Genomic DNA, 23,301 nt, shown 5'->3' on the forward strand with positions numbered 1-23,301 from the left:
GCCGCCATGAGCGACCAGTCCATCCTCGCCCGCATCTCTTCCCTCATCGAGGAAGAACACAAGATCCGCGACCACCCGAGCGCGCCGGGATCCAGCGCGCCGCGCCTGAAGGAGCTCGAGGAGCAGCTGGACCAGTGCTGGGACCTGCTGCGCCAGCGCCGCGCCAAGCGCGAGTTCGGCCAGGATCCCGAAGCGGCCCAGCCGCGCGACATCGGCACGGTGGAGCGCTACGAAGGCTGAGGCAGCGCTCCATGCACCACTCGGAGGACCAGCTCGACGCCCTCTGGGCCGCGCTCAAGAGCGACGATGCCGCCCAGCGCGCCAAGGTGCTGCAGCGCTACGCCAACCCGATGATGCGCGGCGCGTTGCCGCAGATCGTCTGCGACGACGCCCATGCGCAGGTGCTGAGCGTGCCCACGCCGGACCATCCCGGCCGGCACGTCTACGTCCGGCGGCCCGGCGGCAGCTGGTCGGAGCAGCACTAGCGATAACTCCGAGGAATCGCCATAGGTGATTTTTCAGGGATGTCTCCGCCTGTCTTGGTCGTCGCTGACGCGGATGGACAAAGCGGTGCGCATGTGGCTACCATCCGGCCGCTGAGTGCACGCCATGCCAGACCGCATCGTCTATCTCGACCCCGAGGTGAAACCGCCCGAGTACCGCGTCCCGCGCGGGCGCAGCGGCCATGGCTCGAAGTCCGCGCTGGAAACCCTGCTGCAGGACCTCGAAAGGATCCGCCGCGCCAAGGAAGCCTACGGCGACTTCCCTCGCAGCGCGGACCAGCCCCAGTACCGCTTCTGACGCTGACGGGTCAGCGCTGCGCCGCCTCCGGCGCCATGTGTTCCGTCTTCGCGTCCAGCACCGCTTCCGGTTCGTCCGCCTCCGCCTCGCTCGGGTTGGCCAGGCGCGTGCGCAGCTGGTCCAGGTCGAGGTCCTTCGTCCAGCGCGCCACCACCAGCGTGGCCACCGCGTTGCCCACCAGGTTGGTCAGCGCGCGCGCCTCCGACATGAAACGGTCGATGCCCAGGATGAGCGCGAGTCCCGCCACCGGCACGTTGCCCACCGCGGACAGCGTGGCCGCCAGCACGATGAAGCCGCTGCCGGTGATGCCCGCCGCGCCCTTGGAGGTCAGCAGCAGCACCGCCAGCAGCGTGAGCTCCTGCGTGAGCGTCATCGGGGTGTTGGTCGCCTGCGCGATGAACACCGCGGCCATGGTCAGGTAGATCGACGTGCCGTCGAGGTTGAAGGAGTAGCCGGTGGGGATCACCAGGCCCACGGTGCTCTTGCGCGCGCCGAGGTTCTCCATCTTCTCCATGATCCGCGGCAGCACCGACTCGGAGGACGACGTGCCCAGCACGATCAGCAGTTCCTCCTTGATGTACTTGATCAGCTTCCAGACCGAGAAGCCGTGCAGGCGCGCGATCGTCCCCAGCACCCCGAAGATGAACAGCAGGCAGGTGAGGTAGAACGCGCCCATCAGCTTGCCCAGCGAGAACAGCGAACCGAGGCCGTACTTGCCGATGGTGAACGCCATCGCGCCGAAGGCGCCGATCGGCGCCAGCTTCATCACGAAGCCCACCATCGTGAAGAGCACGTGCGAGCCCTTCTCGATGAAGTCGAACACCAGCGTGCCGCGGCCGCCGAAGCGATGCAGCGCGAAGCCGAACATCACCGCGATCAGCAGCACCTGCAGGATCTCGCCCTTGGCGAAGGCGTCCACGAAGGTGGTGGGGATGATGTTCAGCAGGAACTCGGTGGTGCCGGCCATCTTGCCGGGCCCCGTGTACTGCGCGATGGCCTTGGTGTCCAGCGTGTTCGGGTCCACGTTCATGCCCGCGCCCGGCTGCAGCACGTTCACCACGATGAGGCCGATGACCAGCGCGATGGTGCTGACGACCTCGAAGTAGAGGAGCGCCAGACCGCCGGTCTTGCCGACCTTCTTCATGTCCTCCATGCCGGCGATGCCCACCACCACCGTGCAGAAGATGATGGGCGCGATCAGCATCTTGATCAGCTTGATGAAGCCGTCGCCGAGCGGCTTCATCTGCTCGCCCAGTTGCGGATGGAAGTGCCCCAGGAGCACGCCGGCGATCACCGCGGCGATCACCTGCAGGTAGAGGGAGCGGTAGAAAGGCTTGCGCGCACGCACGGGCGCGGCTTCGGCGGCGGGGGGAGTCATGCTGGGACGGGCCGGAAGGACCTAGGGGAAAACCCTAGATTGTGCAACTTCCGGGCGCCCGTGGCCAGAAAGACGCACTTCAGGACGAGCGGCTCAGGCGCCCTTGGCCGCCTTGACGAGGGCCTGCGACAGCTGCGCGTAGTGCTGCAGCGCGGCGTCCGTGAGGGCGAGCTGCTTGCGGCGCGCGTCCTCGGTGTCGGCCAGCACGATCCAGCCCTTCACGCGCATGGACTTCAGCCGCGCGTGGATGGTGGCGGGCGCGCCGAACTCGTCGCGCCCCATCATGTCGCGCACCGAGAGGCGCTCGCCGGCGCTGCCCGCGCGCGCGACCCAGGCCAGCATGCGCTCCTCCAGCGGATCGAGCGGCGGCAGCGAGTGCAGCCCGCGGATCGCTTCCGACAGCTGAAGGAAGCGCACGTAGATGTCTGCGGCGGTCTTGCCTTTCTTCAATGCAGTGCACTCCGGCGGATGAACTCATTGTGATGGAAAACCCCAAGCTCCATCCGGAACCTCCGAATGGGGGATGGACCGGCTCCGGGCGGCGCGGCTAACCTGCGGACCGTTCCGAAATCCGACACGATGAAGACGGTCCCCACCCTCCTCCCTTCGCCCCCCGGCATCCCGGTGCGGCGGTACGGCACCGTCCCGGACCTGCCGGACACCGTGTACGAGATGGAGCCCGCGCCGGGCGGCCGCACCATCGCCGAACGCGGCGGCCTCGCGGTGCTGCTCGCGGCCCTCATGGTGGGCGCCGCCGGGGCCTGGCTGCTTTACTTCTGAGGCGCCTGTCCCCGGTTCACCCGGGGGAACCCGCTTGCGCTCCGCGCCATCCGACTTGCAGAATCGACGCTCCCTATTGAGCAGACGATCAGCAAGGAGATGCGACGCGATGAAGGAAGTGAAGTGGACGGGCGGCGAGGAGCACTGGGCGCGCAAGGGCGACATCAGGCTCTTCCTGTGGAACAAGAAGGCGAAGGCGGGGGTGCCGCACCAGGGCACGATCTTCTTCGTGCACGGTTCCTCGATGGCCTCGCAGCCCACGTTCGACCTGCACGTGCCCGGGCGGCCGTACTCGTCGGCGATGGACTGGTTCGCCGAGCGCGGCTTCGACACCTGGACGATGGACAACGAGGGCTACGGCCGCTCGGACAAGCACCGGCCGATCAACGCGAACATCTCCAACGGCGCCGATGACCTGGCGGCCGGCAGCGAGTACATCCTGGCGAAGACCGGCGCGAAGAACCTGCTGATGTACGGGATCTCCTCGGGCGCGCTGAAGGCGGCCCTGTTCGCGCAGCGGCACCCCGGGCGCGTGGCCAAGCTGGCGCTCGACGCCTTCGTGTGGACCGGCGAAGGCAGCCCCACGCTGGAGCAGCGCAAGAAGAAGCTGGCGGAGTTCCAGGCGAAGAACCGCCGCGACATCGACCGCGCCTTCGTGCACAGCATCTTCAACCGCGACCATTCCGGCGCCGCGGACGAAGCGACGATCGAGGCCTTCGCCGACGCGATCCTCACGCTCGATTCGTCGATGCCCACCGGCACCTACGTCGACATGTGCTCGAAGCTGCCGCTGGTGGACCCGCAGCAGATCCGCAACCCGACGCTGGTCATGCGCGGCGAATACGACGGCATCGCCAGCGAGCAGGACCTGCTGGCCTTCTTCCAGAAGCTGCCGAACATGAGCAAGCAGTTCGTCTTCATGGAAGGCATCTCGCACGCGAGCTTCCAGCAGAAGAACTACATGATGGTCTACCAGATCCTGCACGCGTTCTTCACGCAGCAGGCTCCCGTCTACAAGGGGTGACGCCATGAAGTCCAGGATCCAGGTCTGGGCGGCGGGCGCGGTGCTCGCGCTGGCCGCCGCTTCCGTGCAGGCGCAGGGATATCCCAACCGGCCCGTGCGCCTGATCGTCCCGTTCGCCCCCGGCGGCTTCACCGACGTCGTCGCGCGCATCCTGGGGCAGAAGATGTCGCAGTCGCTGGGGCAGCAGTTCGTGGTGGAGAACAAGGCCGGCGCCGGCTCCACCATCGGCAGCGACCTCGTGGCCAAGGCACCGCCGGACGGCTACACGCTGCTGATGGTGTCCAGCACGCACGTGATCAGCCCCTGGATCTACAAGAGCCTGCCCTACGACCCGATCAAGAGCTTCACGGTCGTCGGCAAGCTGGTGGACTCGCCCTACGTGCTGCTGGTGCACCCCAAGGTGCCGGCGAAGAACGTGCAGGAATTCATCGCGCTGGCCAAGTCCAGGCCCGAGGAGATCCACTACGCGTCGTCGGGCAACGGCAGCGCGCAGCACCTCATGGGCGGCATGTTCGTGGCGATGACGGGTGCGCCGCTGAAGCACGTGCCTTACAAGGGCAGCTCGGGCGCCGCGACGGACCTCGTCGCCGGCGTGGTGGAGAGCAGCTTCGCGGGCGTGCCCAATGCGCTCGCGCAGGTGCCGCAGGGCCGGCTGAAGGCGCTCGCCGTCACCACCGGCAAGCGCGCGCCGCAGCTGCCGGACGTGCCGACGCTGCAGGAAGCCGGCGTGGCCGGCTACGACGCCTCGGTGTGGCTCGCCCTGCTGGCTCCCGCGGGGACGCCGCCGGAGATCGTGGCGAAGCTCAACACGGAAATCGCCAAGCTGATGAACGCGCCCGACACGAAGAAGGCGCTGTTCGACGCCGGCGTCGAGCCCTCGCCCTCGAGCCCGGAAGAGATGACCACGTACATGACCCAGGAGCTCACGCGCTGGGGCAAGGTGGTGAAGGACGCCGGCATCAAGCTGGAGTGAGCGGGTCCAGGCGCGGGCGTTAAGCTCCGTGCATGGAATCCCCGCTGCGCTTCGGCGCCGTCTCCGTGCATCTGGGCCACCGCTCGGGCAAGTATCCGGACGGCAATCAGATCCTCGTGCAGGGCGCGGACACGCGCGTCGCCTTCGACACGCCGATCGTGGCGAACACCATCGGCGCCGACTTCGACGACGTCGACCTGGTGATCCTCGGCCACGTGCACGAAGACCACATGGCCGGCCTGCACCGCGTGCCGCATGCGCGCGTGGAGGTGCACGAGGCCGATCTCGCCGCCGCGCGGTCCTGGGAAGGCATGAAGGCGCATTACGGCTACCCGGACGACGTGCTCGCCGACTACCGGCAGGTGATGGAGCGCGACTTCCACTGGCAGCCGCGGCCCGATGCGCAGCCCTATGCGCACGGCGCGCAGTGGGACGTCGGCGGCGGCGTGCGCATCCGGGCGCATCACCTGCCGGGCCACACCTCCGGCCACTGCGCGCTCGTCGTCGAAAGCGAAGGCCTTGCCTTCATCGGCGACCTCGACCTCACCGGCTTCGGCCCTTACTACGGCGATGCGACCTCCGATCTCGCGCAACTGCGCCGCAGCCTGAAGGAAGTGGCGCAGCTCGATGCGCGCATCTGGGTCACCTCGCATCACCGCGCCGTGGTCACCGAACGCGCAGTGTTCGAGCGCGACCTCGCACGCTTCGCCGCCAAGGTGGACGAACGCAGCGAGCGGCTGCTGGGGTATTTGCGCGACGGCCCGCAATCCATCGAGCAACTCGCGCGCCGCCGCGTACTGTATCCGCCGACCTACGACGCTCCGTTCGTGCACGGCGTGGAGTGCCGCACGATCGCGATGCACCTGGAGGAGCTGATGGGCCAGGGACGCGTCGCGCGTGACGCAGGTCTTTACCTGCTGGCCTGATCCCTCCGTCATTCCCGCGCAGGCGGGAATCCAGAGCTTCCGCTCCCTGATGCCCTGGATCCCCGCCTGCGCGGGGATGACAGAAAAAAAGAGCGTTCACGCGACGTTCATGGGCCCAGTCGCAAACTCACCTCCACATCCAACCCACCACGTGAGGTGACTCCATGAAATCGCTTCGTTCCCTCCTCTCCGCCGCGGCCCTGGCCGCCGTGCCTGCCGTCGCCCTGCTGGCGTCCACGCCGGCCCTGGCGGACCATCGCGACAACGACGAGCAGTCCGATCGCTGGGGCCAGCAGCGCTTCTACCGCGACCAGGCCGCGCCGCAGATCGTCGATGTCACGCCCGACCAGGGCGATCGCGTCGACGACCGCCGCCGCACGCGCATCTCCGCGCGCTTCGAGGACCAGGGAACCGGCGTGCAGGCCGCCTGGCTGCGCGTCGACGGCCGCGACGTCACCGGCTGGTCGCGCTTCGACGGCGAACAGATCCGCTACCGCGACGACCTGGCGCCCGGCCGCCACGTCGCCGAAGTGATCGTGCGCGACCGCGCCGGCAACGTGAACCGCCGCGCCTGGAGCTTCGTGGTCGTGGACCGCGACCGCCACGACCGCGGCTACGAGGGCCGCTACGGCTACTACGGCCAGCCGCAGCCCCAGCCTTACCGCTGGTAACACGCCATGAACGGGTGCTTGCCACCCGTTCATCTTGCGTTCATACGGACGAGCCTACGCTCTCAGCACAACGAACCCACGGAGCCCCCGCAATGAAACTCAATCGCCTCGCCCTCCTCCCCCTGCTCGCCACCGGCGCCGTCGCCGCCTTCGCGCAGCAGGCTCCCGGCTTCTTCGACCGCGCCCGCGTGCAGGACGTGCAGCCGCAATACCAGACGGTGCAGACGCCGCGCAACGAGTGCAGCAGCCAGTGGGTCACCGAGAACCAGCCCGTGGCGGGCGGTGGCGGCGGCTACGGCGGCGCGATCATCGGCGGCGTGGCCGGCGGCCTCCTGGGCAACCAGGTCGGCAAGGGCCATGGCCGCGAAGCGGCCACGGCGGCCGGCGCGGTGATCGGCGCGATCACCGGCGACCGCATCTCCAACGGCCAGCCGCAGTACGCGCAGCCGGTGCAGCGCGAGGTGCGCAGCTGCCGCACGGTGTACGACGCGCAGCAGCAGCTCACCGGCTACCTGGTGACCTACGAATACCGCGGCCACCAGTACAGCACCGTGATGCGCGAGCAGCCGGGCAACACCGTGCCCGTGCGCGTGTCGGTGACGCCGGTGGACGAGCGCGAGTTCCGCCGCTAAGCCGTACCGCTTCCGTTGCACCTCTCGGTGCAAACCCTCATCCGCACCTCGCGGGGGAGCCGCGTTTCCCGCGCTAGCATGGTCGGCGCCCAGAAGTCGGGCGTCCAACCAACAAAGGCAGGAGACCTCCATGCATCGTCGCAGCATCGTCATCGCGGCCGTCGCCGCGCTGGGCGCCACCTTCACGGCCGTCCACGCGCAGGACAAGTGGCCGACCAAGCCGATCACGTACATCGTGCCTTTCGGCGCCGGCGGGACCACCGACGTGCTCGCGCGTCTCCTCACGCAGAAGGCCGGCCTCGCGCTCGGCACGTCGTTCGTGATCGAGAACAAGGCCGGCGCCGGCGGCAGCATGGGCTCGGACTTCACGGCCAAGTCGGCGCCGGACGGCTACACGATCCAGGGCGGCACGATCAGCTCGCACGCCATCAACGTGAGCCTCTATTCGAAGCTGCCGTACGACCCGATCAAGAACTTCCAGCCGATCACCATGATCGGCTCCATGCCCAACGTGCTGGTCGTGCGCGCGGACAGCCCCTACAAGACGGTGCAGGACGTGATCGCGGCGGCCAAGGCCAGGCCGGGCACGATCAACTACGCGTCGTCGGGCAACGGCACCTCGCAGCACCTGTCCGGCGTGTTCTTCGAGCAGCTCACGGGCGGCAAGATGGTGCATGTGCCTTACAAGAGCAGCGCCGAGTCGCTCAACGCGCTGCTCGCGGGCCAGGGCGCCGACGTCATCTTCGAGAACCTCGCACCCGCCATGTCGCACATCAAGGCCGGCAAGATCCGCGCGCTGGGCGTGACCTCCGCCAAGCGCTCCGCGGCGGTGCCCGAAGTGCCGGCCATCGGCGAAGTGCTGCCCGGCTTCGACATCTCCTCGTGGCAGGCGATCTTCGCGCCCGCCGGCGTGCCCAAGCCGGTGGTCGACCGGCTCGCGGCCGAAATGATCAAGGCCGTGAAGGATCCCGAGATCAGCGCGAAGCTCGTGGCGCAGGGCATCGATCCCGGCGGCATGACGCCCGCCGAACTCGCCGCCTTCCAGAAATCGGAAATCGACAAGTGGGCCAAGGTGATCAAGGCCGGCAACATCAAGGTGGAGTGAACGCCGCCGCACCGGCCGATCGCTCCCGGCTGGTGCGCGACCTCCGGGCGCTCGGGCTGCGGCCCGGCGACCTGGCGATGGTGCACGCCTCGCTGCGTGCGCTGGGGCCGGTCGAAGGCGGGCCGGCGGAAGTGCTCGCTGCATTGCTGGACACCGTGGGCCCCGAAGGCACGCTGTTCGCCTTCGTGTCCTGGGACCAGTCTCCCTACCTGGAAACGCTGGACGGCCGGTCGCTGCCGGCCGAGGCGCGCGCGAACTGGCCGGCGTTCGATGCGGCAAGCGCGCCGCCCTATCGCGAGTTCGGCGCCTTCAACCGCTTCGTCTGCGCGCACCCGCAGGTGCGGCGCAGCGCGCATCCCGATGCCAGCATGGCCGCGATCGGACGGCTCGCAGACGAACTCACCCGCGACCACTCGCTGCACGAGGGCTACGGCCGCGGCTCGCCGCTGGAGCGCTTCGTGGCGCACGGCGGCCGCGTGCTGCTGCTCGGTGCGCCGCTCGATGCCGTGACGGTGCTGCACTACGCAGAGGCGATCGCGGACATCCCCGGCAAGCGGCGCGTGCGCTACGAGGTTCCGGTGCTGCAGGACGGCCGCAAGGTTTGGTTGCGCGCGGAGAACTTCGACACCAACGGCATCCTCGACGTGTTCGCCCACGAAGGCGAACCGGATGCGGTGGAGCGGATCGCGCGGGACTACGTCGCGCAAGGACACGGCCGCCGCGGCCGGGTCGGCAACGCGCCGTGCCACCTGTTCGAGGCGGACCCCATCGTGGCGTACGGGGTGCGCTGGCTGCAGGCTCAGGGCCTCTCGTCGAATCCCACGCGGCGGTAGAGCACCTTGTTGCGATGCACGTGGTCGACCCCGCGGAATTCGTTGCGGGTCTCGAACTTGATCTCGAAGGTCGCGAACGGCACGTTCAGGCGTGACGGCGGCTTGCCGTTCATGAGCGTGTACTTGCGCTTGAGGTTGGTGCCGTCGTAGAGCCAGGTGCCCCGGTGCTCGAAGCGCGTCTCCGCGCCCTGCGCGTCGACCGTGCGCACGCTTTCCTGGAAGGTGCCGCCCGCGTCCAGTGTGAGGACGCGCCGCACCTGCACGCCGTCCGCGCTGTACTCGCGCAGCCAGGCGCCCGGCAGCATGTCCTGGATGTCGTGCGCGCTGCGCGCGAGGATGCCCGGCCCGGCGCCGGGCCGGGTGCCGTCCTGGATCGCGAACAGCCCGCCGAGCGCCAGCGCGGCGAGCCCCCAGGTCAGCGGGCCATGGAGGCGGGACATCGGCGTTCTCCCCGGCCGGCGAGCGGCCCTGCGAGGAGAGCTTATACGCCCTGCGCGGGCGTTCGGCCATTCCTGTTCAGGCCGTAGGGTGGGCAAGCTCCGCTTGCCCACCGTGCCCGTGCATGGATGGTGGGCAAGCGAAGCTTGCCCACCCTACCTAATAGCCGCCGGAGTCGCTCGCGGCCTTCACGGCCAGCGCCACCGTCACCAGCACCGGCACCACGGTCAGCACGGCCGAAGGCAGCCACGCCCAACCGACCGGCGCGCGGGCGCGATGCAGCAGCGCGTCCAGCACGGGCTGCGCGAGCAGCGCACCGACCAGCAGCGCCAGGTAGGACGGCGGAAATCCCGCGTAAAGATGCGCGTTGGCGAGCAGCGCGCCCAGCAGCACGACGACCACGCCGGTGGCCGCGGGAGCGAACGCCACGCGCAGGCGCGGCCAGGCGAACAGCAGGCAGGCGGCGAGCGTCATCGCCAGCGCGCCGCTGAGCCGGCCCGCCGATTGCGACGAGTCGAGCATCAGCGCCAGGCCGGCGCCGCCGGCCACCACCGCCAGCAGGAAGGGTTGCACGGCCTTGCCGCGGTTCGACGCGGCCAGCAGGCTCCACACCAGCGTGACCAGCGCCGCGGTGACGACGATCGCGATCGCGGCTTTCGCGGCGCCGAAGCTCGCGAGGGCCGGCCACACGACCAGCGCCGCGGCGATGAGGGCCACGACGCCGCGCGCCAGGATGCGCGCGAAGCCGTCGCGGGTCTCGATCGGCAGCGCCGCCGCCGCGGCGACGACGACGGTCCACGGCAGCCAGTCCAGCGCCACCTTCGGCACCGGCGACCATTGCGCGTGCAGCGCGGCGAAATACGAAGCGAGGAAGCCGGCGGCGACGGCCAGCACGGAGGCGGCCGCCTGCAGGCGCAACGCGCGACCGGCGAACAGCACGGCCAGCGCCACCGCGAAGGGCAGCAGCGCGCTCTGCCACAGCATGGGCAGCACGATGGAAGACCCGGGCATGCCGATTACTGCTTGACGGCTTCGATGTTGATGCGCAGGTCCACTTCGTCGGTGGCGGCGCCCGGCACGCCGAAGCTGATGCCGAACTCGCTGCGCTTGATGGTGCCCGTGGCCACGTAGCCCACGCGCTGCTCGCCCTTCATGCCCTTGCCGCTGCCGATCTGCTTGAGCTTGAAGGTGACCGGCTTGGTCACGCCGCGCAGCGTCAGGTTGCCGGCGACGGTGCCTTCGCCCGCCGGGTTCAGCGTGACGGCAGTGGAAGTGAAGTTCAGGACGGGGAACTGCACCGCGGCGAAGAAGTCCGGGCTCTTCAGGTGCTTGTCGAGGCCTTCGTGGTTGCTGTCGACGCTGTCGGTCTTCACGTCCACCTTGATGCGGGTCTTCTCGGGGGTGTCCACCACCAGGTCGCCGGAGATGTCGTTGAAGCGGCCCATGAAACGGCTCACGCCACCCATGTGGCCGACTTCGAAGAAGGCGCCGGAATGGGCGGTGTCGATCTTGTAGTTGCCGGCCGGCGCGGGCGTGGCGGCGAGGGCGGAGACGGCAAGGGTCGCGGCGGCGAAGGCCAGCGCGAGGCTGCGGGCGATGGAGGTCATGCGGGTTCCAGTGAGGGTTGGGTCAACCCTCACTTTAGGAACGCGAGTGGAAGGCCGATGTGCGTTTACGCACATCGCCGCGCAAGCCGGGTCAGGCGCCCCGGCGGGCGGCGGCCGCGGCCGCGATCTCCGGCGGCAGGCGCTTCAGGAGCCAGCGGATCGCCAGCGGCACCAGCACGATGTCGTCCATCGCGCCGAAGAAGGGGATCACGTCGGGGATGAAGTCGATCGGCGAAAAGACGTACAGCACGATCAGCGCGGCCCCGAGCTTCAGCCAGCCGGGCGCGGCCGGGTGGCGCAGGGCGAACCAGAGCTGGCGCGCGTCGCCGCGCAGCACGGTCCACAGCAGGGTCAGGCGCTTGAACATGGCGGGGTACTCCTCACGGCCGGGGCGGCCGTGCGGTCCCTATTTGACGCCCGCGGCCCGCCCTGCAAGACCTCGCCGGCCGACTTTTACAAATCAGCAGCGGCCGCCGCGGGCCCGGGTGAACAGCGCCTGGCCATTGAGCATCGGGTAGTCCGTGCGGCCGATGGCGCGCAGGGCATCGCCCGCGACCTCCAGCTCCATGCGACGGTCGCCCTTCGTCTCGAGGTGCAGGATGCGGCCGGCGAGGCGCCCCGCGCCCTCGCGCGTGCGGCCGCGGCGCGTGAGCTTGCCTTCGACCTCCTGGAACTTCTGCGTGAGTTCCAGCGCGCCGGGCCCCATCAGGGGATGCGGGCACCAGAGGCCTTCCACCTTCGCGGGCACCACCCAGAAATGGATCTGGCTGGACTTCTCCAGGCCCACCTGCTTGTCCGGCACCGGCACCAGGGTGGTCCGGTCCGGCTTCCAGTCGCCCAGGTCCCAGTCGTGCGAGACGATGCGCGTGCCAGGCTGCAGGGCCAGCAGGCGCGGGCGCAGCTGCAGGTTCACGTCCGGCAGCAGGTACATGGTGACGACCGTCGCGCGCGCGAGGTCGGTCTGGAACAGGTCCTGCTCGCGGAATTCCACGCGGTCGGCGACGCCGGCGTCGCGCGCATGGCGCTGGCTCTGCCGCACGAGGTCCGGCACGATCTCCACGCCCAGGCCGCTGGCGCCGAAGCGCTTGGCGGCCGTGATCACGATGCGGCCGTCGCCGGAGCCGAGGTCGATCAGGTGGTCCTGCGCGCCCACGCCGGAAATGCGCAGCATCTCCAGCGTGACGTTGTCGGGCGAGGTGATGAAGGGCACCTCGTCGCCCGTCTGCGCCAGTGCGGCGAAGGGCGCCAGGACGAATGCGGCGAGCGCGGCGAAGGACGAGGTGCGGGACGTCATGGCGGGCAACATACCACGCGGCCGCGGCGCCGCCGGCGGCTACCCGGCCGGGCGGCGGGCGCGCGGCTTGCGGACTTCATCGCGCCACATGGACTTCAGCAGCGCGATGAAGGCGGCCGCGGCCGCGGAATCGCTGCCTGGGCGGCGGCGCACCACGCAGATTTCGCGGTCGGCGATCGGCAGCTTCACGGGGATCGCCGCCAGCCCGGGCAGGCGGAACTGGAACAGCGCCAGCGTGGGCACCAGCACCACGCCGACGCCGCTGGCAGCCAGGCCCGCTGCCGTCACCGGGTGCGTCACCTCCATGCGCGTCAGCGGCTGCGCCGGGTAGAAGGCGGCGTCGATGTGCTGCCGGATGCTGCTCTCGCGGTGGAAGGATATCTGCGGCAGGTCCGCCACGTCGCGCAGCGCGAGCTGCCGGCGCGCGGCCAGCGGGTGGTCGTCGCGGCACACGAGGTGGAAGCTGTCGGCCAGCAGCGGCTCCGAGGCGAGGTCCGCGCCGGGCGCGATCGCCGCGGTCAGCGCGAAGTCGACCTGGCGCGCGCGCACGGCCTCGAGGCAATCGTCGGACGTGACGTCCTGCAGCACGACCTCGATGCCCGCGTGCTCGTCGAGGAAGCGCGCGATCACCGGCGGCAGCGCGCCGCCGGCCAGCGAGGGCAGCGCGGCGATGGTGACGCGGCCCTTGCGCAGCTTCACGTGGTCGCGCAGCTCCCCGAAGGCATGGTCGAAATCCTGCAGCAGGCGCGCGGCGGTGGTCTCGAAGATGCGGCCTTCGGCGGTCAGCTCCACCATCCGCGTGCTGCGATGGAACAGGCGCGCCCCCGCCTGCTCCTCCAGGTTGCGCATCAGGGTGCTGAACGCCGGCTGCGACAGGTTGCAGCGCTCGGCGGCGCGCGTGAAGTTGCGCTCCTGCGCCAGCGCCACGAAGGCGCGCAGGTGCTTGATCGAGAGGTTCATGGACAGCCGCGGCGACTCATTCGAGTCCTGGATGAATTCATCCAATATATCAATTTCACAGGCGTCGCCCCGCTTCCTAGACTGGCCCGGCATCCCCAAACCCAGGACTTCCGTGGCCCGCATCGAATCCGTCTCCGTCTGCATCGCCAGCGTCCCGCTGGACCACCCCGTGACCTTCTCCACGCGCACCGTGCGCGCGCGCGAGTACTGCCTCGTGCGCGTGCGCTCGGTCGACGGCGTCGAGGGCATCGGCTACTGCTACGCCGTCAACACCTCCGGCCGCCTGCTGGCGGTGGCCGTCACCGACCTGCTCGGTCCCCTGCTGGTGGGCCAGGAGTCGCTGCGCGTGGAAGGCCTGTGGCAGGCGATGTACCAGGAGGCCCTGCTGCAGGGACGCGCGGGCGCCGTCATGCGCGCGATCTCCGCGCTCGACACCGCGCTGTGGGACCTGAACGCACGCGCCGCGGGACTGCCGCTGTACCGCTACATGGGCTGCTGGGCCGAGGACCGCGTGCCGGCCTATGCCAGCGGCGGCTACTACCAGCCGGGCAAGACCAACGCGCACCTCGCCGAGGAAATGGCCGGCCACGTGCGCAAGGGCTTCCAGGCCGTGAAGATGAAGACCGGCCGGCTCTCGCCCGGCGAGGAGGAGAAGCGCTTGGCCGCCGTGCGCGAGGCCGTCGGGCCGGACGTGGTCGTCATGCTGGATGCCAACAACGCGTGGAAGGATCTGCCCACGGCCCTGTCGTATATGCGCCGCTTCGAGCGCTACGACCCGTACTGGATCGAGGAACCGTTCTCGCCGGACGACATCGACAACCACGCGCGGCTGGCGCAGGCCACGAGCGTCACCGTCGCCACCGGCGAGATCGAGGCCGGGCGCTGGCGCTTCAAGGACCTGCTGGAGCGCGGGGCGACCACGCTGGTGCAGGCCGATGCCACGGTGTGCGGCGGCATCACGGAGTGGCGCCGCATCGCCGCGACGGCCGCGAGCTACGGAGTTTCCGTCGCGCCGCACGCCTGGCACGACGTGCACGTGCACTGCGTGGCTTCGGCGCCCAACGCGACCTATGCCGAGTACATGCCGGACGACACCATCGTCAACTTCCGCCGCCTGATCGACGTTCAGATCCGCGACGAAGGCGGCCAGCTGCTGCTGCCGCAGACGCCGGGCCTGGGCTTCAACTTCGCGCCCGAGGCGATGAAGCGTTACGGCGTCGTGCAGCGGGGCGAGGACAGCTGCTGGCAGACGGTACGCTGAAGCAAGACCATTCCAAAGGAGACACAGAGATGAAGTTCCTACGCACTGCGCTGCTGCTCCTCGCGGCGGCCGCCCTCGCCCCCGCCTTCGCCCAGGGCGACGGCTATCCGGCGCGCGCCGTGACGGTGGTGGTGCCCTTCCCCGCCGGCAATTCCGGCGACGTGCTGTGGCGCACGCTGGGCGAATCGCTCAGCAAGGAGTGGGGCAAGCCTCTCGTGGTCGACAACAAGCCGGGCAGCGGCGGGGCGCTCGGGGCGCAGCTGGTGACGAAGGCCCCGGCGGACGGCTACACGCTGCTGCACGGCTCCAGCGGGCCGATCGCGATCGGGCCGCACCTGAACAAGAACGTCACCTACGACCCGCGCAAGGACTTCACGCCCATCATGCTGGTGGCCGGCGTGACGCAGGCAATCGTGGTGCGCGCCGATTCGAGGTTCAAGACCGTGCAGGAACTGATCGCGCATGCGAAGGCCAACCCCGGCAAGCTGAACTACGGCTCCGCCGGCAACGGCTCGACGCAGCACCTGACCGGCGAGCTGTTCAAGCAGCGCGCGAACGTCTTCATCACGCACGTTCCCTATCGCGGCGCCGCGCCGGCGTACACCGACCTGCTGGGCGGCCAGGTGGACTTCGTGGTGGACTCGATCTCCAGCGCGGTGCCCTTCGTGCAGTCGAAGCAGATGCGGATCCTGGCCGTGTCCACCGCCAAGCGCGACCCGGTGGCGCCCGATGCGCCCACGCTCGCCGAAAGCGGCCTGCCCGGTTTCGACGTGCTCGGCTGGATGGGCCTGGTCGGCCCGCCGAACATGAATCCTGCCGTGCGCGACCGCATCAACGCCGACGTGCGCAAGGCGATGGCGCAGGAGTCGGTGAAGCAGACCTTCGCCAAGCTGGGCCTGCAGGCCGTGGGTGGCAGCGCCGAGGACTTCCGCCGCTACATCGATTCGGAGTACGCGCGATGGGGCGACGTCGTGAAGGCCGCCGGCATCAAGCCGGAGTGAAGGTGGAGGTGGGGCCCGGCAAGTCGATGTCGACCCGCCCGCCCCCGAATTCGCTGCGACCGAGCTTCAGCTCCCCGTGGTAGCTGGCGACGAGGTCGTTCACCACCGCCAGCCCCACGCCGTGACCCGGCACGCGCTCGTCGCCGCGCACGTGGATCTGCAGCACCGACTGCGTGTCGCTGAAGCCCGCGCCGTCGTCGTCGACGCGGATCGTGAGCCGGCCGGCTTCGCGCCAGGCCCGCACGGCCACCTGCTGTTTCGCCCACTTGGCCGCGTTGTCCATCACGTTGCCCATCATCTCGAACAGGTCGCCCTCCTCGACGCGCCAGGCGAGTTCCGGCGCGCAGTCCACGGTGAAGCGCAGTCCCTTGTCCGCGTAGACCTTGAGCAGCGCCTCGCGGATGCGCTCCAGGATCGGGCCGACCAGCAGCGGCGCCGCGAAGCGCGTCGCGCCGCCGGCGGCCGCGCGACCGAGCTGGTGCTGCACGATGTCGTCCATGCGCGCGACCTGCTGTTCCACCGCCGATGGCAGTTGCAGCGGGTCGTTCAGCGCGTTGCGCAGCACCGCCAGCGGGGTCTTGAGGCTGTGCGCCAGGAAGCTCAGCGCCTCCTTGTAGCGCGTCTGGCGCACGCGCTCCTGCTGGATCAGCGTGTTGAGGTTGTCGGTGAGGCCGGAGATCTCGTCCGGGTAGCGTCCCTCGATGCCCGCCTGCTCGCCGCTTTCGATGCGAAGGACCTCGGTCGTCACCTTGCGCAGCGGCGCCAGGCCCCAGCGCAGGAGCAGCAGCTGCGCCAGCAGCAGCAGGACGGCGGCGCCGCCGAGCCACAGCCACAGCGTGCGGGTGAAGATGCCGATCTCGCGGTCGAAGGTGCTGCTGTCCTCCAGCACCGACAGCACCAGCGGCGCCGCGCGGCTGCGGCCCGCCCAGTTCACGGCGTAGCTCGCGGCGAGGTAGGCGCCCTGGTCGGTCTCCAGCATCTCGTAGCGCCACTGGCCCTGCGGCACCTCGCGGCGGAACGGCGGGTCCTTCACGCCCAGCGTGGACGCGGAGCGCCACTCCTCGTTGCGGCCGATGTTGTAGACGGCGGCATAGAGGCCCGAGGCGGGCAGCGACAGACGCGGTTCGGCCAGGCCGACCGGCATGACGAGCGCACCGGCCGCATCGAGCTCCGCGCCCGCGAGCAGCAGGTACACGGTGCCCTGCAGGCGGCTGAAGTAGGAAGCGCGCACGCTGTCGGCGTGCGCGCGCTGCACCGCGTAGCCGGCGCCGGCCATGAAGGCCAGCAGCACCAGCGCGGCACCGAGCAGGAGGCGGGCGCGGATCGAGTAGCCGGCCCTCATCCGAGGGTGAAGCGGTAACCCCGTCCGCGCACGGTCTCGATCGGCGCCAGCTTGCCTTCCGGGTCGAGCTTGCGGCGCAGGCGGCCCATGAGGACCTCCAGCACGTTGCTGTCGCGGTCCTCGCCGTGCGGGTACAGGTAGTCCGAGAGTTCCTGTTTGGTGACGATGCGCGCGCGCTCGCGCACCAGGTATTCGAGCAGGCGGTATTCGAAGGCGGTCAGCTCCAGCGGCGCGCCGTCCAGGCACACCGTCTGCGCCGGGAAGTCGAGCTCCAGCGGCCCGAAGGCGATCACGTCCGACACCGCCTTGAGCGAGCGCCGCAGCAGCGCCTTCACGCGCGCGGCGAGCTCGGGGTAGTCGAAGGGCTTGACCAGGTAGTCGTCGGCGCCGGCTTCGAGGCCGGCCACCTTGTCCTGCCAGGTGCTGCGCGCGGTGAGGATCAGCAGCGGGATCTGCTTGCCCTCGGCGCGCAGGCGCTGGACGATCGTCAGGCCGTTCACCTTGGGCAGGCCCAGGTCCACGATCGCGAGGTCCACCGGGTATTCCTGCGCGAAGTAGAGGCCCTCGGCGCCGTCGGCGGCCTGGTCGACGCGGTAGCCCTCGGCCTCGAGCTGGCGCGCCAGGCCCTGGCGCAGCGCGGCGTCGTCCTCGATCAGCAGCAGGCGCATGGCGACGCTCCGGTCAAAAGGGACGGCCGCTGGCCACGTCGACCAGGATGACGCGCACGTCGCCGCGCTGGGTGACCACCTTGACACGCCACACGGGGCGGTTGCCCGCATCCGCGCGTTCGACGGTCAGCACCCGGCCGCCGGTGGCGCGCTGGGCGATCACCGCGGCGTCGTCGCGGCTCACGTCCGCCCAGGCGGGCAGGGCGGCGGCGAGCAACAGGGCGCAAAGCAGCTTGGCAAGAGTCTTCATGGCCATGCGGCGATGTTACTCAACCCGGGTGCGCAGGCGCAGGTGCTGCTGCAGCGCGGGGCCGTGCGGGACGTCGGCGACCACTTCGACGTCGATATAGTCCGGCACCCGTTGCATCGGGGACCGCAGGAACCGCACGCTGAACCTGCCGTCGGCATCGGCGCGCGTGACCTGCTCCACCGACGGGAACTCCTGTCCGAACAGGTTCGGGCGCAGCTCCACCCGTACCCGGGCGTTCGGAGCCGTGCGGCCTTCCAGGGTCAAGGGCCAGCGCAGCTCCGAGGCGGCATCGGTGGTGGGGCTCGTGATCTGCAGCGTGGGCTGCATCGCGCGGCGCGCTTCCGTCACATCGAAACTCCAGTTGCGGCGCGCCACGTTGCCGGCGCGGTCGCGCACGGACAGTTCGGCCGTATGGCGGCCGAGGCCGAAGACGTCCACGAACTCCACGCCTTCGGGCGAGATCCGTGCACGGGAGGTCACGTCGATGCCGTCGATGCGCAGCAGCACGGAAGCCGGATCCACGCCGGCGCGGCCCGCATCCTCGAAGCGGGCGGCCACGCGGGCGCGGCCCCGCTCCATGACGCCGCCCTGCGCCGGCGTCACGTCGGTGATCTGCGGCGGGCGTTCGTCGCGGCGCTCGTCACGGCCCTGGCGCTCGTCGCGGTCCTCGCCGCGGCGGTCGAGGCGCGCGCTCTGGCGCACCGAGCCCGACTGCACGGTAGCGGTGGCGCGGTCGAAGGCATCGACGTCGTCGCGGGTGCGGATCACGTACTCCGCTTCGTAGCGGCCGGAGCGCGTCTCGCGCAGCGGCAGGCCGCCGATCACGCCGGGCACGTCCACCCAGGCCTGGGCGCCGGGCACCGCATCCAGCCGGAAGCGCAATTCCTCCCCGGCGCGCAGGCGGCCGTTGGGACGCATCACGAAGCGCTCGATCAGGGACGCGGGCGCCACGGCCTGGCCGCGGTACTCCCCGTACTGCGCGGCGGCCGGCTCGGCCACCATGGCGAGACCGAGCGGAAGCAGCATCAGGGCAGCAGCGGCGTGGGTACGGAATCGGGTCGTCATGGCACCTCCAGATCAGGTGGGATGGACTTTAGGGCCAAGCCCATGAACGCATCCTGAACCGGATGCCGCGAGCGTGCGTCAGAATCCGCTGGCTCTGCCGGAAACCGTGATGAAGTTGCGCCCGTTTGCCCTCGCCCTCCTTGCCCTGGCGCTCGCCGCCGCCGTCCTGCTGGGCTACGAGTTCTACTGGCGGCTGGACCACCGCCTGCTCAAGACCCAGGCGCCCGCTCCCGGCGGCGCGCTGGTGGCCGAGGTGCGTGGCCTGCCGGTAGGGCAGGAGCTCGCGCTCCGCGGCACCGGCGTGTTCGTGCGCGGCCGCTGGGACTACCTGCGGGCACTGCGCCCGCGGCTGGTCTTTGCCGGCGACTGCGAAACGGTGGAGACGCGCTGGTTCGGCGACCACCGCCTGGTGATCGAATGCGAGCACCGGTCGGGCGAGCCGCGGCTGCTGCAGGACATGGTGGACGGGGTGGTGATCGAACTGGTGGTGAACCGGCGGTTTGCTTGAATGAAGGGGCGGTGGGCAAGCGAGCTTGCCCACCCTACGCCGGGCCACATGGCGCTCGAATTCCGCGTAGGGTGGGCAACGGCCCGTTGCCCACCGTTCGGCCTCGCGGCCCCAGCCTCCCCCACCCGGGCAGCACCCGCTCCAGCGCGTGCCGCATCCGCCGCACGTGCGAACCCTCCCAATACAGGCGCCCGCAGGACGGGCAGCGTCGCACGGGTTCGGGCACGTCCTCGATATCCGGCGGCAGCAGCGGCAAGGCAGGTTCCGCCAGCAGGGTGTTGCACAGCAGGCAGCGGGTGAACAGATCCTCCGGCGGCGCGAGTGCGAGTTCCTGCACCACGTCGCGCAGTTGGCGCAGCGGATCGCTGTCGTACCGTGTCGTAGCCCAGCGCGCGCAGCCAGCGCGCCAGCCGCCCGAGCATGGCATCGGCGGCGAAGCGCGGCTCGGGCATCAGGCAAGCCGGGCCAGCGCCGGCGGACGCTGCTTGTCCCAGGGCGAGATGCGTTCCCAGGCCTGGGCCAGCGCGAGCACGGGCAGGTCGGCCCGCGGCGGGCCGGCCAGCTGCAGTCCCATCGGCAGGCCGCCGGCACCGAAGCCCACCGGCACGCTGGCGACCGGCAGGCCGGCCAGCGTGAAGGGCGACACGATCTCCATCCAGCGGTGGTAGGTGTCCATCGCGACACCGGCCACGCTTTGCGGCCAGTGCTGTTCCGCCGGGAACGGGAACACCTGCGCGCTCGGTGCCACGACGTAGTCGAAGCGTTCGAACAGCCGCCGGAACGCGTGATAGACCTGCGTGCGCTGCGCCGAGGCCTCGGCCAGCTGCGCGCCCGTGAGCTGCAGGCCCTGCTCCACTTCCCAGAGCGCCTCCGGTTTCATCAGCGCGCGCAGTTCCGGCCTGGCATAGACCGCGCGCAGCTTGCCGCCGGTGAGCATCTGGCGCAGCCGCAGCCAGGCGCTCCAGTTCACCTCGCGCGGCACGTCCAGCGAGCAGGGCTGCACGTCGAAGCCATGCTGCTGCAATCGGACGAGCGCCGATTCGCACAGCTCGCGGACGCCGGCTTCCAGCGGCAGGTCGGGCCAGATGCTGCCCAGCCAGCCGATGCGCCGGCCCGGCTCGATCGCAAGCAGGTCCGGCGATGTCGCCTCCGGCAGCGGGTCGGTGAGCGACAGCGGCGCGCGCTCGTCCCAGCCGCCCATGGTGCAGAGCAGCCGCGCGACGTCTTCCACCGTGCGCCCCATCGGTCCCTCGGTCCCCAGCTGCGCGAAGAAGGCGTCTTCGGCGGGCACCGAGGGAACGCGTCCGCGCGAAGGGCGGAAGCCGACGACGTGGTTCCAGGCGGCGGGATTGCGCAGCGAGCCCATGAAGTCGCTGCCGTCGGCGAGCGGCACCATGCCCAGCGCGATCGCGACGGCGGCGCCGCCGCTGCTGCCGCCGGCGGACCTGCCCGCGTCCCACGCGTTGCGCGTGATGCCGAACACCTCGTTGTAGGTGTGCGAGCCCAGGCCGAACTCCGGCGTGTTGGTCTTGCCGATCACGATCGCGCCCGCCGCCTTCATGCGGTGCACGAACAGCGCATCGCCGGTTGCGATGCGGCCGCCGCTGGTGCGCGAGCCGGACGTGGTGGGCAGGCCCTGCGCGTCGCTCAGGTCCTTGATCGCCACCGGAAAGCCGTGCATCCAGCCGGTGGCTTCGCCGCGGGCGAGCGTGGCGTCGCAGGCATCCGCCTCGGCGAGCAACTCGCGCGGATCGCGCAGCGACACGATCGCGTTCCAGGTGGGGTTGAGCGCGGCGATGCGGTCGAGGCTCGCGCGCATCAGCTCGCGGCAGGAGACCTCGCGCGCGGCGATGCGGCGCGACAGCGAGGTCGCATCGAGGGCCAGCAGGGCACGATGGTCCATGCGTTCAGGCCTCGCCGAATTGCGACTGGAAGCGCTGGCGCAGTTCGCGATTGAGCAGCTTGCCGCTCGGGTTCTGGCGGCGGATGGCGGAGTCCACGGCATCTCCTCGGGGTGGCCGCCTATGGTGCCGCAGCGGAAATGAAAACGGGGGCACGCGGCCCCCGGAGTTGTCCCGATGAAAAGCGGCTCAGGAGCCGATCACCTGCGCGCCGCCGCCCATGAGGTGACGCACCTGCTGCGCCAGGGTGCCGAATACCCGGCCCGCGAGGCCGCGCTCCTCGCCGAAGACGATGCGGTCGCAACCGAAGTCGCGGGCCGCCTTGGCGATGGTCTCGGCGCTGCGCCCCACCAGCACGGTGCTGGTGTGGGGCACGCCCGCGTTGGCGAGCAGGGTCTCGGCGAACTGCAGTTCCTCGGTGCCCGCCTCGTGCTGCAGCTGCTGCAGCTCGCGGTTACCGAAGAACATCGCGACGTGGGAGGTCAGGCGGGGCTGCACGCGCACCAGCCGGACCTCCATGGGTTCCTGGCGGTACAGCCGCACCACCTCGGAGATCTGCGAACGGGTGCGGTCCTCGTTCGACGGATCGATGGGAACGAGCACTTGTCGCATGGAGCGTCCTCCTCAGGCCGCCGGCTGGTCGGCGGTCGCCGGCTCTTCGCCGCGCGAGGCCAGCCACTTGCCGACGACGACCACGAGCACGGCGCCCAGCGCCGGCAGGATGTTGTGCAGGTAGTGGTGCGCCTCGACGAAGTTCTTGGTCGCCGGGTCGGTCAGGGCCATGTCACCGGCCACCCAGCCCAGCAGGCCGGCGCCGATCGTGATGATGACCGGGAAGCGGTTCATCAGCTTCAGGATCAGGGTCGAGCCGAAGATGATCAGCGGGATGCTGATGACGAGGCCGAAGACCAGCAGGGGCACGTTGCCCTTGGCGGCGGCGGCGACGCCGATCACGTTGTCCAGGCTCATCACCAGGTCGGCGATGATGATGGTCTTGATGGCGGCGGCCAGGTTCGAGTGGCCTTCCATCTCTTCCTCGCCGTCCTCGCCCTTCAGCAGGCCGACACCGATCCACAGCAGCAGCGCGGCGCCGATGAGCTTCAGGTAGGGCAGGCTCAGCAGGTAGACCGCGAAGAACGTCAGGATCACGCGCAGCACGATCGCGCCGACGCTACCGAAGACGATGGCCTTCTTCTGCTGGTGCGGGGGCAGCGAGCGGCAGGCCAGCGCAATCACCACCGCGTTGTCCCCCGAGAGCACGATGTTGATCAGGATGATCTGGGAAAGCGCGATCCAGAACTCTGGACTGGACAGGAAGGCCATGGTGTCTCCTAATGGAATTGAAAAGGCGCCCGGGACCCGATCGGGTCCCGACGGGAAGGAGAGTACGGACCGCCGCTGACAGGCACTTAGTGGTGGGCTGTCAGGATGTTGAACCCGAGCTGTCAGTCCGCTTACAGCGGGGCGTTGGCATGCGTCGTTTGGCATGCGCCGTCGTGCCCGCGCAGGCGGGGATCCAGGGCTTCCTGTATTGAAGCGGCTGCGCCGCTTGCACCGCCTGCCGCGACGGTCAGCGCTCTGCTTGATCGGCCGGCTCGAGACCCCTGGAGGGTGGGCAAGCTTCGCTTGCCCACCGTGACGGCCCACGGGGGAATGGTGGGCAAGCGAGCTTGCCCACCCTACGGCCCTGGTCATGGCCATGGCGGTGACGGCAGCAACGGATCGATGCGCCACCGCCTTGCCCTGCTGCCAGCCCCCGTGCGGGCGGGGCCGGGGTCGCGCATCAAGGCATGGCGCCTGCGAGGACCGGGCAGGCGGCCCAGCGCGGCTACGAGAGCGCTTTAGCGCGTATCGAGCCGCGCGTACGTTTCTGACTCGCGACA

29 protein-coding genes and 1 pseudogene are annotated in these 23,301 nt (G+C 70.0%); 14 read left to right on the plus strand and 16 right to left on the minus strand.

The genetic code is table 11. The features are described from left to right. Positions 1-6 precede the first annotated feature (6 nt). The 3 genes from VF522_RS15105 to VF522_RS15115 all read left to right on the plus strand — a co-directional run bounded on the left by VF522_RS15105 (position 7) and on the right by VF522_RS15115 (position 801). Complete coding sequence (locus tag VF522_RS15105; protein WP_330909112.1) at positions 7-240, plus strand: DUF2630 family protein; 234 nt, start codon at positions 7-9, stop codon at positions 238-240. Positions 241-251: 11 nt separating this feature from the next. Next, positions 252-485, plus strand: a complete 234-nt coding sequence (locus VF522_RS15110; protein WP_330909113.1) for a hypothetical protein — start codon at positions 252-254, stop codon at positions 483-485. Positions 486-609: 124 nt separating this feature from the next. Further along, complete coding sequence (locus VF522_RS15115; protein ID WP_330909114.1) at positions 610-801, plus strand: hypothetical protein; 192 nt, start codon at positions 610-612, stop codon at positions 799-801. A gap of 10 nt (positions 802-811) precedes the next feature. Here VF522_RS15115 and VF522_RS15120 read toward each other — a convergent pair whose 3' ends face one another. Further along, a complete protein-coding gene (locus VF522_RS15120) occupies positions 812-2,179 on the minus strand; it encodes a dicarboxylate/amino acid:cation symporter (protein ID WP_330909115.1) in 1,368 nt (455 codons plus the stop codon). A gap of 93 nt (positions 2,180-2,272) precedes the next feature. After that, on the minus strand, positions 2,273-2,629 hold the full coding sequence (locus VF522_RS15125) for a winged helix-turn-helix domain-containing protein (RefSeq protein WP_330909116.1): 357 nt from the start codon (positions 2,627-2,629) through the stop codon (positions 2,273-2,275). A gap of 129 nt (positions 2,630-2,758) precedes the next feature. Here VF522_RS15125 and VF522_RS15130 point away from each other — a divergent pair, with 129 nt between their 5' ends. The 8 genes from VF522_RS15130 (at position 2,759) to aac(3) (ending at position 9,123) form a co-directional block, all read left to right on the plus strand. Next, positions 2,759-2,959 carry a hypothetical protein gene (locus VF522_RS15130; protein WP_330909117.1) on the plus strand — a complete coding sequence of 67 codons (201 nt, stop codon included), beginning with the start codon at positions 2,759-2,761 and terminating at the stop codon, positions 2,957-2,959. 109 nt (positions 2,960-3,068) lie between these two features. Beyond that, complete coding sequence (locus VF522_RS15135) at positions 3,069-3,983, plus strand: alpha/beta hydrolase (RefSeq protein WP_330909118.1); 915 nt, start codon at positions 3,069-3,071, stop codon at positions 3,981-3,983. A 4-nt stretch (positions 3,984-3,987) separates the two neighbouring features. Continuing rightward, positions 3,988-4,956: a tripartite tricarboxylate transporter substrate binding protein gene (locus VF522_RS15140; RefSeq protein WP_330909119.1), complete on the plus strand. Its 969-nt coding sequence runs from the start codon at positions 3,988-3,990 to the stop codon at positions 4,954-4,956. A gap of 32 nt (positions 4,957-4,988) precedes the next feature. Beyond that, positions 4,989-5,882, plus strand: coding sequence for an MBL fold metallo-hydrolase (locus VF522_RS15145; protein WP_330909120.1), 894 nt, complete (start codon positions 4,989-4,991; stop codon positions 5,880-5,882). Between the two features lie 164 nt (positions 5,883-6,046). Next, positions 6,047-6,553, plus strand: a complete 507-nt coding sequence (locus VF522_RS15150; protein ID WP_330909121.1) for a hypothetical protein — start codon at positions 6,047-6,049, stop codon at positions 6,551-6,553. A 92-nt stretch (positions 6,554-6,645) separates the two neighbouring features. Further along, complete coding sequence (locus VF522_RS15155) at positions 6,646-7,185, plus strand: glycine zipper 2TM domain-containing protein (protein WP_330909122.1); 540 nt, start codon at positions 6,646-6,648, stop codon at positions 7,183-7,185. Between the two features lie 130 nt (positions 7,186-7,315). Next, a complete protein-coding gene (locus tag VF522_RS15160) occupies positions 7,316-8,290 on the plus strand; it encodes a tripartite tricarboxylate transporter substrate binding protein (RefSeq protein WP_330909123.1) in 975 nt (324 codons plus the stop codon). Next, positions 8,248-9,123: an aminoglycoside 3-N-acetyltransferase gene (gene aac(3), locus VF522_RS15165; RefSeq protein WP_414709538.1), complete on the plus strand. Its 876-nt coding sequence runs from the start codon at positions 8,248-8,250 to the stop codon at positions 9,121-9,123. The genes VF522_RS15160 and aac(3) overlap by 43 nt, the downstream gene beginning before the upstream one ends. Here the strand turns inward: aac(3) and VF522_RS15170 are convergent. The 6 genes from VF522_RS15170 to VF522_RS15195 form a co-directional block, all read right to left on the minus strand. Then, positions 9,090-9,563 (minus strand): hypothetical protein, encoded by a 474-nt coding sequence (locus VF522_RS15170; RefSeq protein ID WP_330909124.1) that lies wholly within the window; start codon positions 9,561-9,563, stop codon positions 9,090-9,092. The two genes, aac(3) and VF522_RS15170, sit on opposite strands and share 34 nt — an antisense overlap. Positions 9,564-9,720: 157 nt before the next feature. Continuing rightward, complete coding sequence (locus VF522_RS15175; protein ID WP_330909125.1) at positions 9,721-10,572, minus strand: hypothetical protein; 852 nt, start codon at positions 10,570-10,572, stop codon at positions 9,721-9,723. Between the two features lie 5 nt (positions 10,573-10,577). Next, on the minus strand, positions 10,578-11,168 hold the full coding sequence (locus VF522_RS15180; RefSeq protein WP_330909126.1) for a YceI family protein: 591 nt from the start codon (positions 11,166-11,168) through the stop codon (positions 10,578-10,580). Between the two features lie 91 nt (positions 11,169-11,259). Continuing rightward, the gene (locus tag VF522_RS15185) at positions 11,260-11,535 is read right to left on the minus strand and encodes a YkvA family protein (RefSeq protein WP_330909127.1); all 276 of its coding nucleotides are present in this window, start codon (positions 11,533-11,535) and stop codon (positions 11,260-11,262) included. A gap of 93 nt (positions 11,536-11,628) precedes the next feature. Next, complete coding sequence (locus VF522_RS15190; RefSeq protein WP_330909128.1) at positions 11,629-12,462, minus strand: class I SAM-dependent methyltransferase; 834 nt, start codon at positions 12,460-12,462, stop codon at positions 11,629-11,631. A 39-nt stretch (positions 12,463-12,501) separates the two neighbouring features. Continuing rightward, the gene (locus VF522_RS15195; RefSeq protein WP_330909129.1) at positions 12,502-13,422 is read right to left on the minus strand and encodes a LysR family transcriptional regulator; all 921 of its coding nucleotides are present in this window, start codon (positions 13,420-13,422) and stop codon (positions 12,502-12,504) included. A gap of 112 nt (positions 13,423-13,534) precedes the next feature. Here VF522_RS15195 and VF522_RS15200 point away from each other — a divergent pair, with 112 nt between their 5' ends. Next, positions 13,535-14,683, plus strand: coding sequence for a mandelate racemase/muconate lactonizing enzyme family protein (locus tag VF522_RS15200; protein WP_330909130.1), 1,149 nt, complete (start codon positions 13,535-13,537; stop codon positions 14,681-14,683). Positions 14,684-14,712: 29 nt separating this feature from the next. Beyond that, entirely contained in the window at positions 14,713-15,684 is a 972-nt protein-coding gene (locus VF522_RS15205) for a tripartite tricarboxylate transporter substrate binding protein (protein ID WP_330909131.1), read from the plus strand. On the opposite strand, the gene VF522_RS15210 is transcribed toward VF522_RS15205, so the two are convergent. The 4 genes from VF522_RS15210 to VF522_RS15225 are packed head-to-tail and all read right to left on the minus strand — an operon-like array spanning position 15,671 to position 19,009. Next, positions 15,671-17,026: an ATP-binding protein gene (locus tag VF522_RS15210; protein WP_330909132.1), complete on the minus strand. Its 1,356-nt coding sequence runs from the start codon at positions 17,024-17,026 to the stop codon at positions 15,671-15,673. The two genes, VF522_RS15205 and VF522_RS15210, sit on opposite strands and share 14 nt — an antisense overlap. Beyond that, on the minus strand, positions 17,023-17,694 hold the full coding sequence (locus tag VF522_RS15215; protein WP_330909133.1) for a response regulator transcription factor: 672 nt from the start codon (positions 17,692-17,694) through the stop codon (positions 17,023-17,025). Before VF522_RS15215 ends, VF522_RS15210 begins: the two co-directional genes overlap by 4 nt. A 13-nt stretch (positions 17,695-17,707) precedes the next feature. Continuing rightward, complete coding sequence (locus tag VF522_RS15220) at positions 17,708-17,950, minus strand: PepSY domain-containing protein (protein WP_330909134.1); 243 nt, start codon at positions 17,948-17,950, stop codon at positions 17,708-17,710. Positions 17,951-17,959: 9 nt separating this feature from the next. Continuing rightward, positions 17,960-19,009: a hypothetical protein gene (locus VF522_RS15225; RefSeq protein WP_330909135.1), complete on the minus strand. Its 1,050-nt coding sequence runs from the start codon at positions 19,007-19,009 to the stop codon at positions 17,960-17,962. Between the two features lie 109 nt (positions 19,010-19,118). Here VF522_RS15225 and VF522_RS15230 point away from each other — a divergent pair, with 109 nt between their 5' ends. After that, a complete protein-coding gene (locus VF522_RS15230) occupies positions 19,119-19,517 on the plus strand; it encodes a hypothetical protein (RefSeq protein ID WP_330909136.1) in 399 nt (132 codons plus the stop codon). Between the two features lie 34 nt (positions 19,518-19,551). Here the strand turns inward: VF522_RS15230 and VF522_RS24545 are convergent. The 4 genes and pseudogenes from VF522_RS24545 to VF522_RS15245 form a co-directional block, all read right to left on the minus strand. Beyond that, positions 19,552-19,969: pseudogene (locus VF522_RS24545) on the minus strand (Mut7-C RNAse domain-containing protein). After that, positions 19,969-21,420, minus strand: coding sequence for an amidase (locus VF522_RS15235; RefSeq protein ID WP_330909137.1), 1,452 nt, complete (start codon positions 21,418-21,420; stop codon positions 19,969-19,971). Before VF522_RS15235 ends, VF522_RS24545 begins: the two are co-directional and overlap by 1 nt. A 187-nt stretch (positions 21,421-21,607) precedes the next feature. Further along, complete coding sequence (locus VF522_RS15240; RefSeq protein WP_330909138.1) at positions 21,608-22,030, minus strand: universal stress protein; 423 nt, start codon at positions 22,028-22,030, stop codon at positions 21,608-21,610. 12 nt (positions 22,031-22,042) lie between these two features. Further along, complete coding sequence (locus VF522_RS15245; protein WP_330909139.1) at positions 22,043-22,741, minus strand: TerC family protein; 699 nt, start codon at positions 22,739-22,741, stop codon at positions 22,043-22,045. Positions 22,742-23,301 lie beyond the last annotated feature (560 nt).

Source organism: Ramlibacter sp. (genome assembly GCF_036383835.1).
Lineage (GTDB): Bacteria > Pseudomonadota > Gammaproteobacteria > Burkholderiales > Burkholderiaceae_C > Ramlibacter.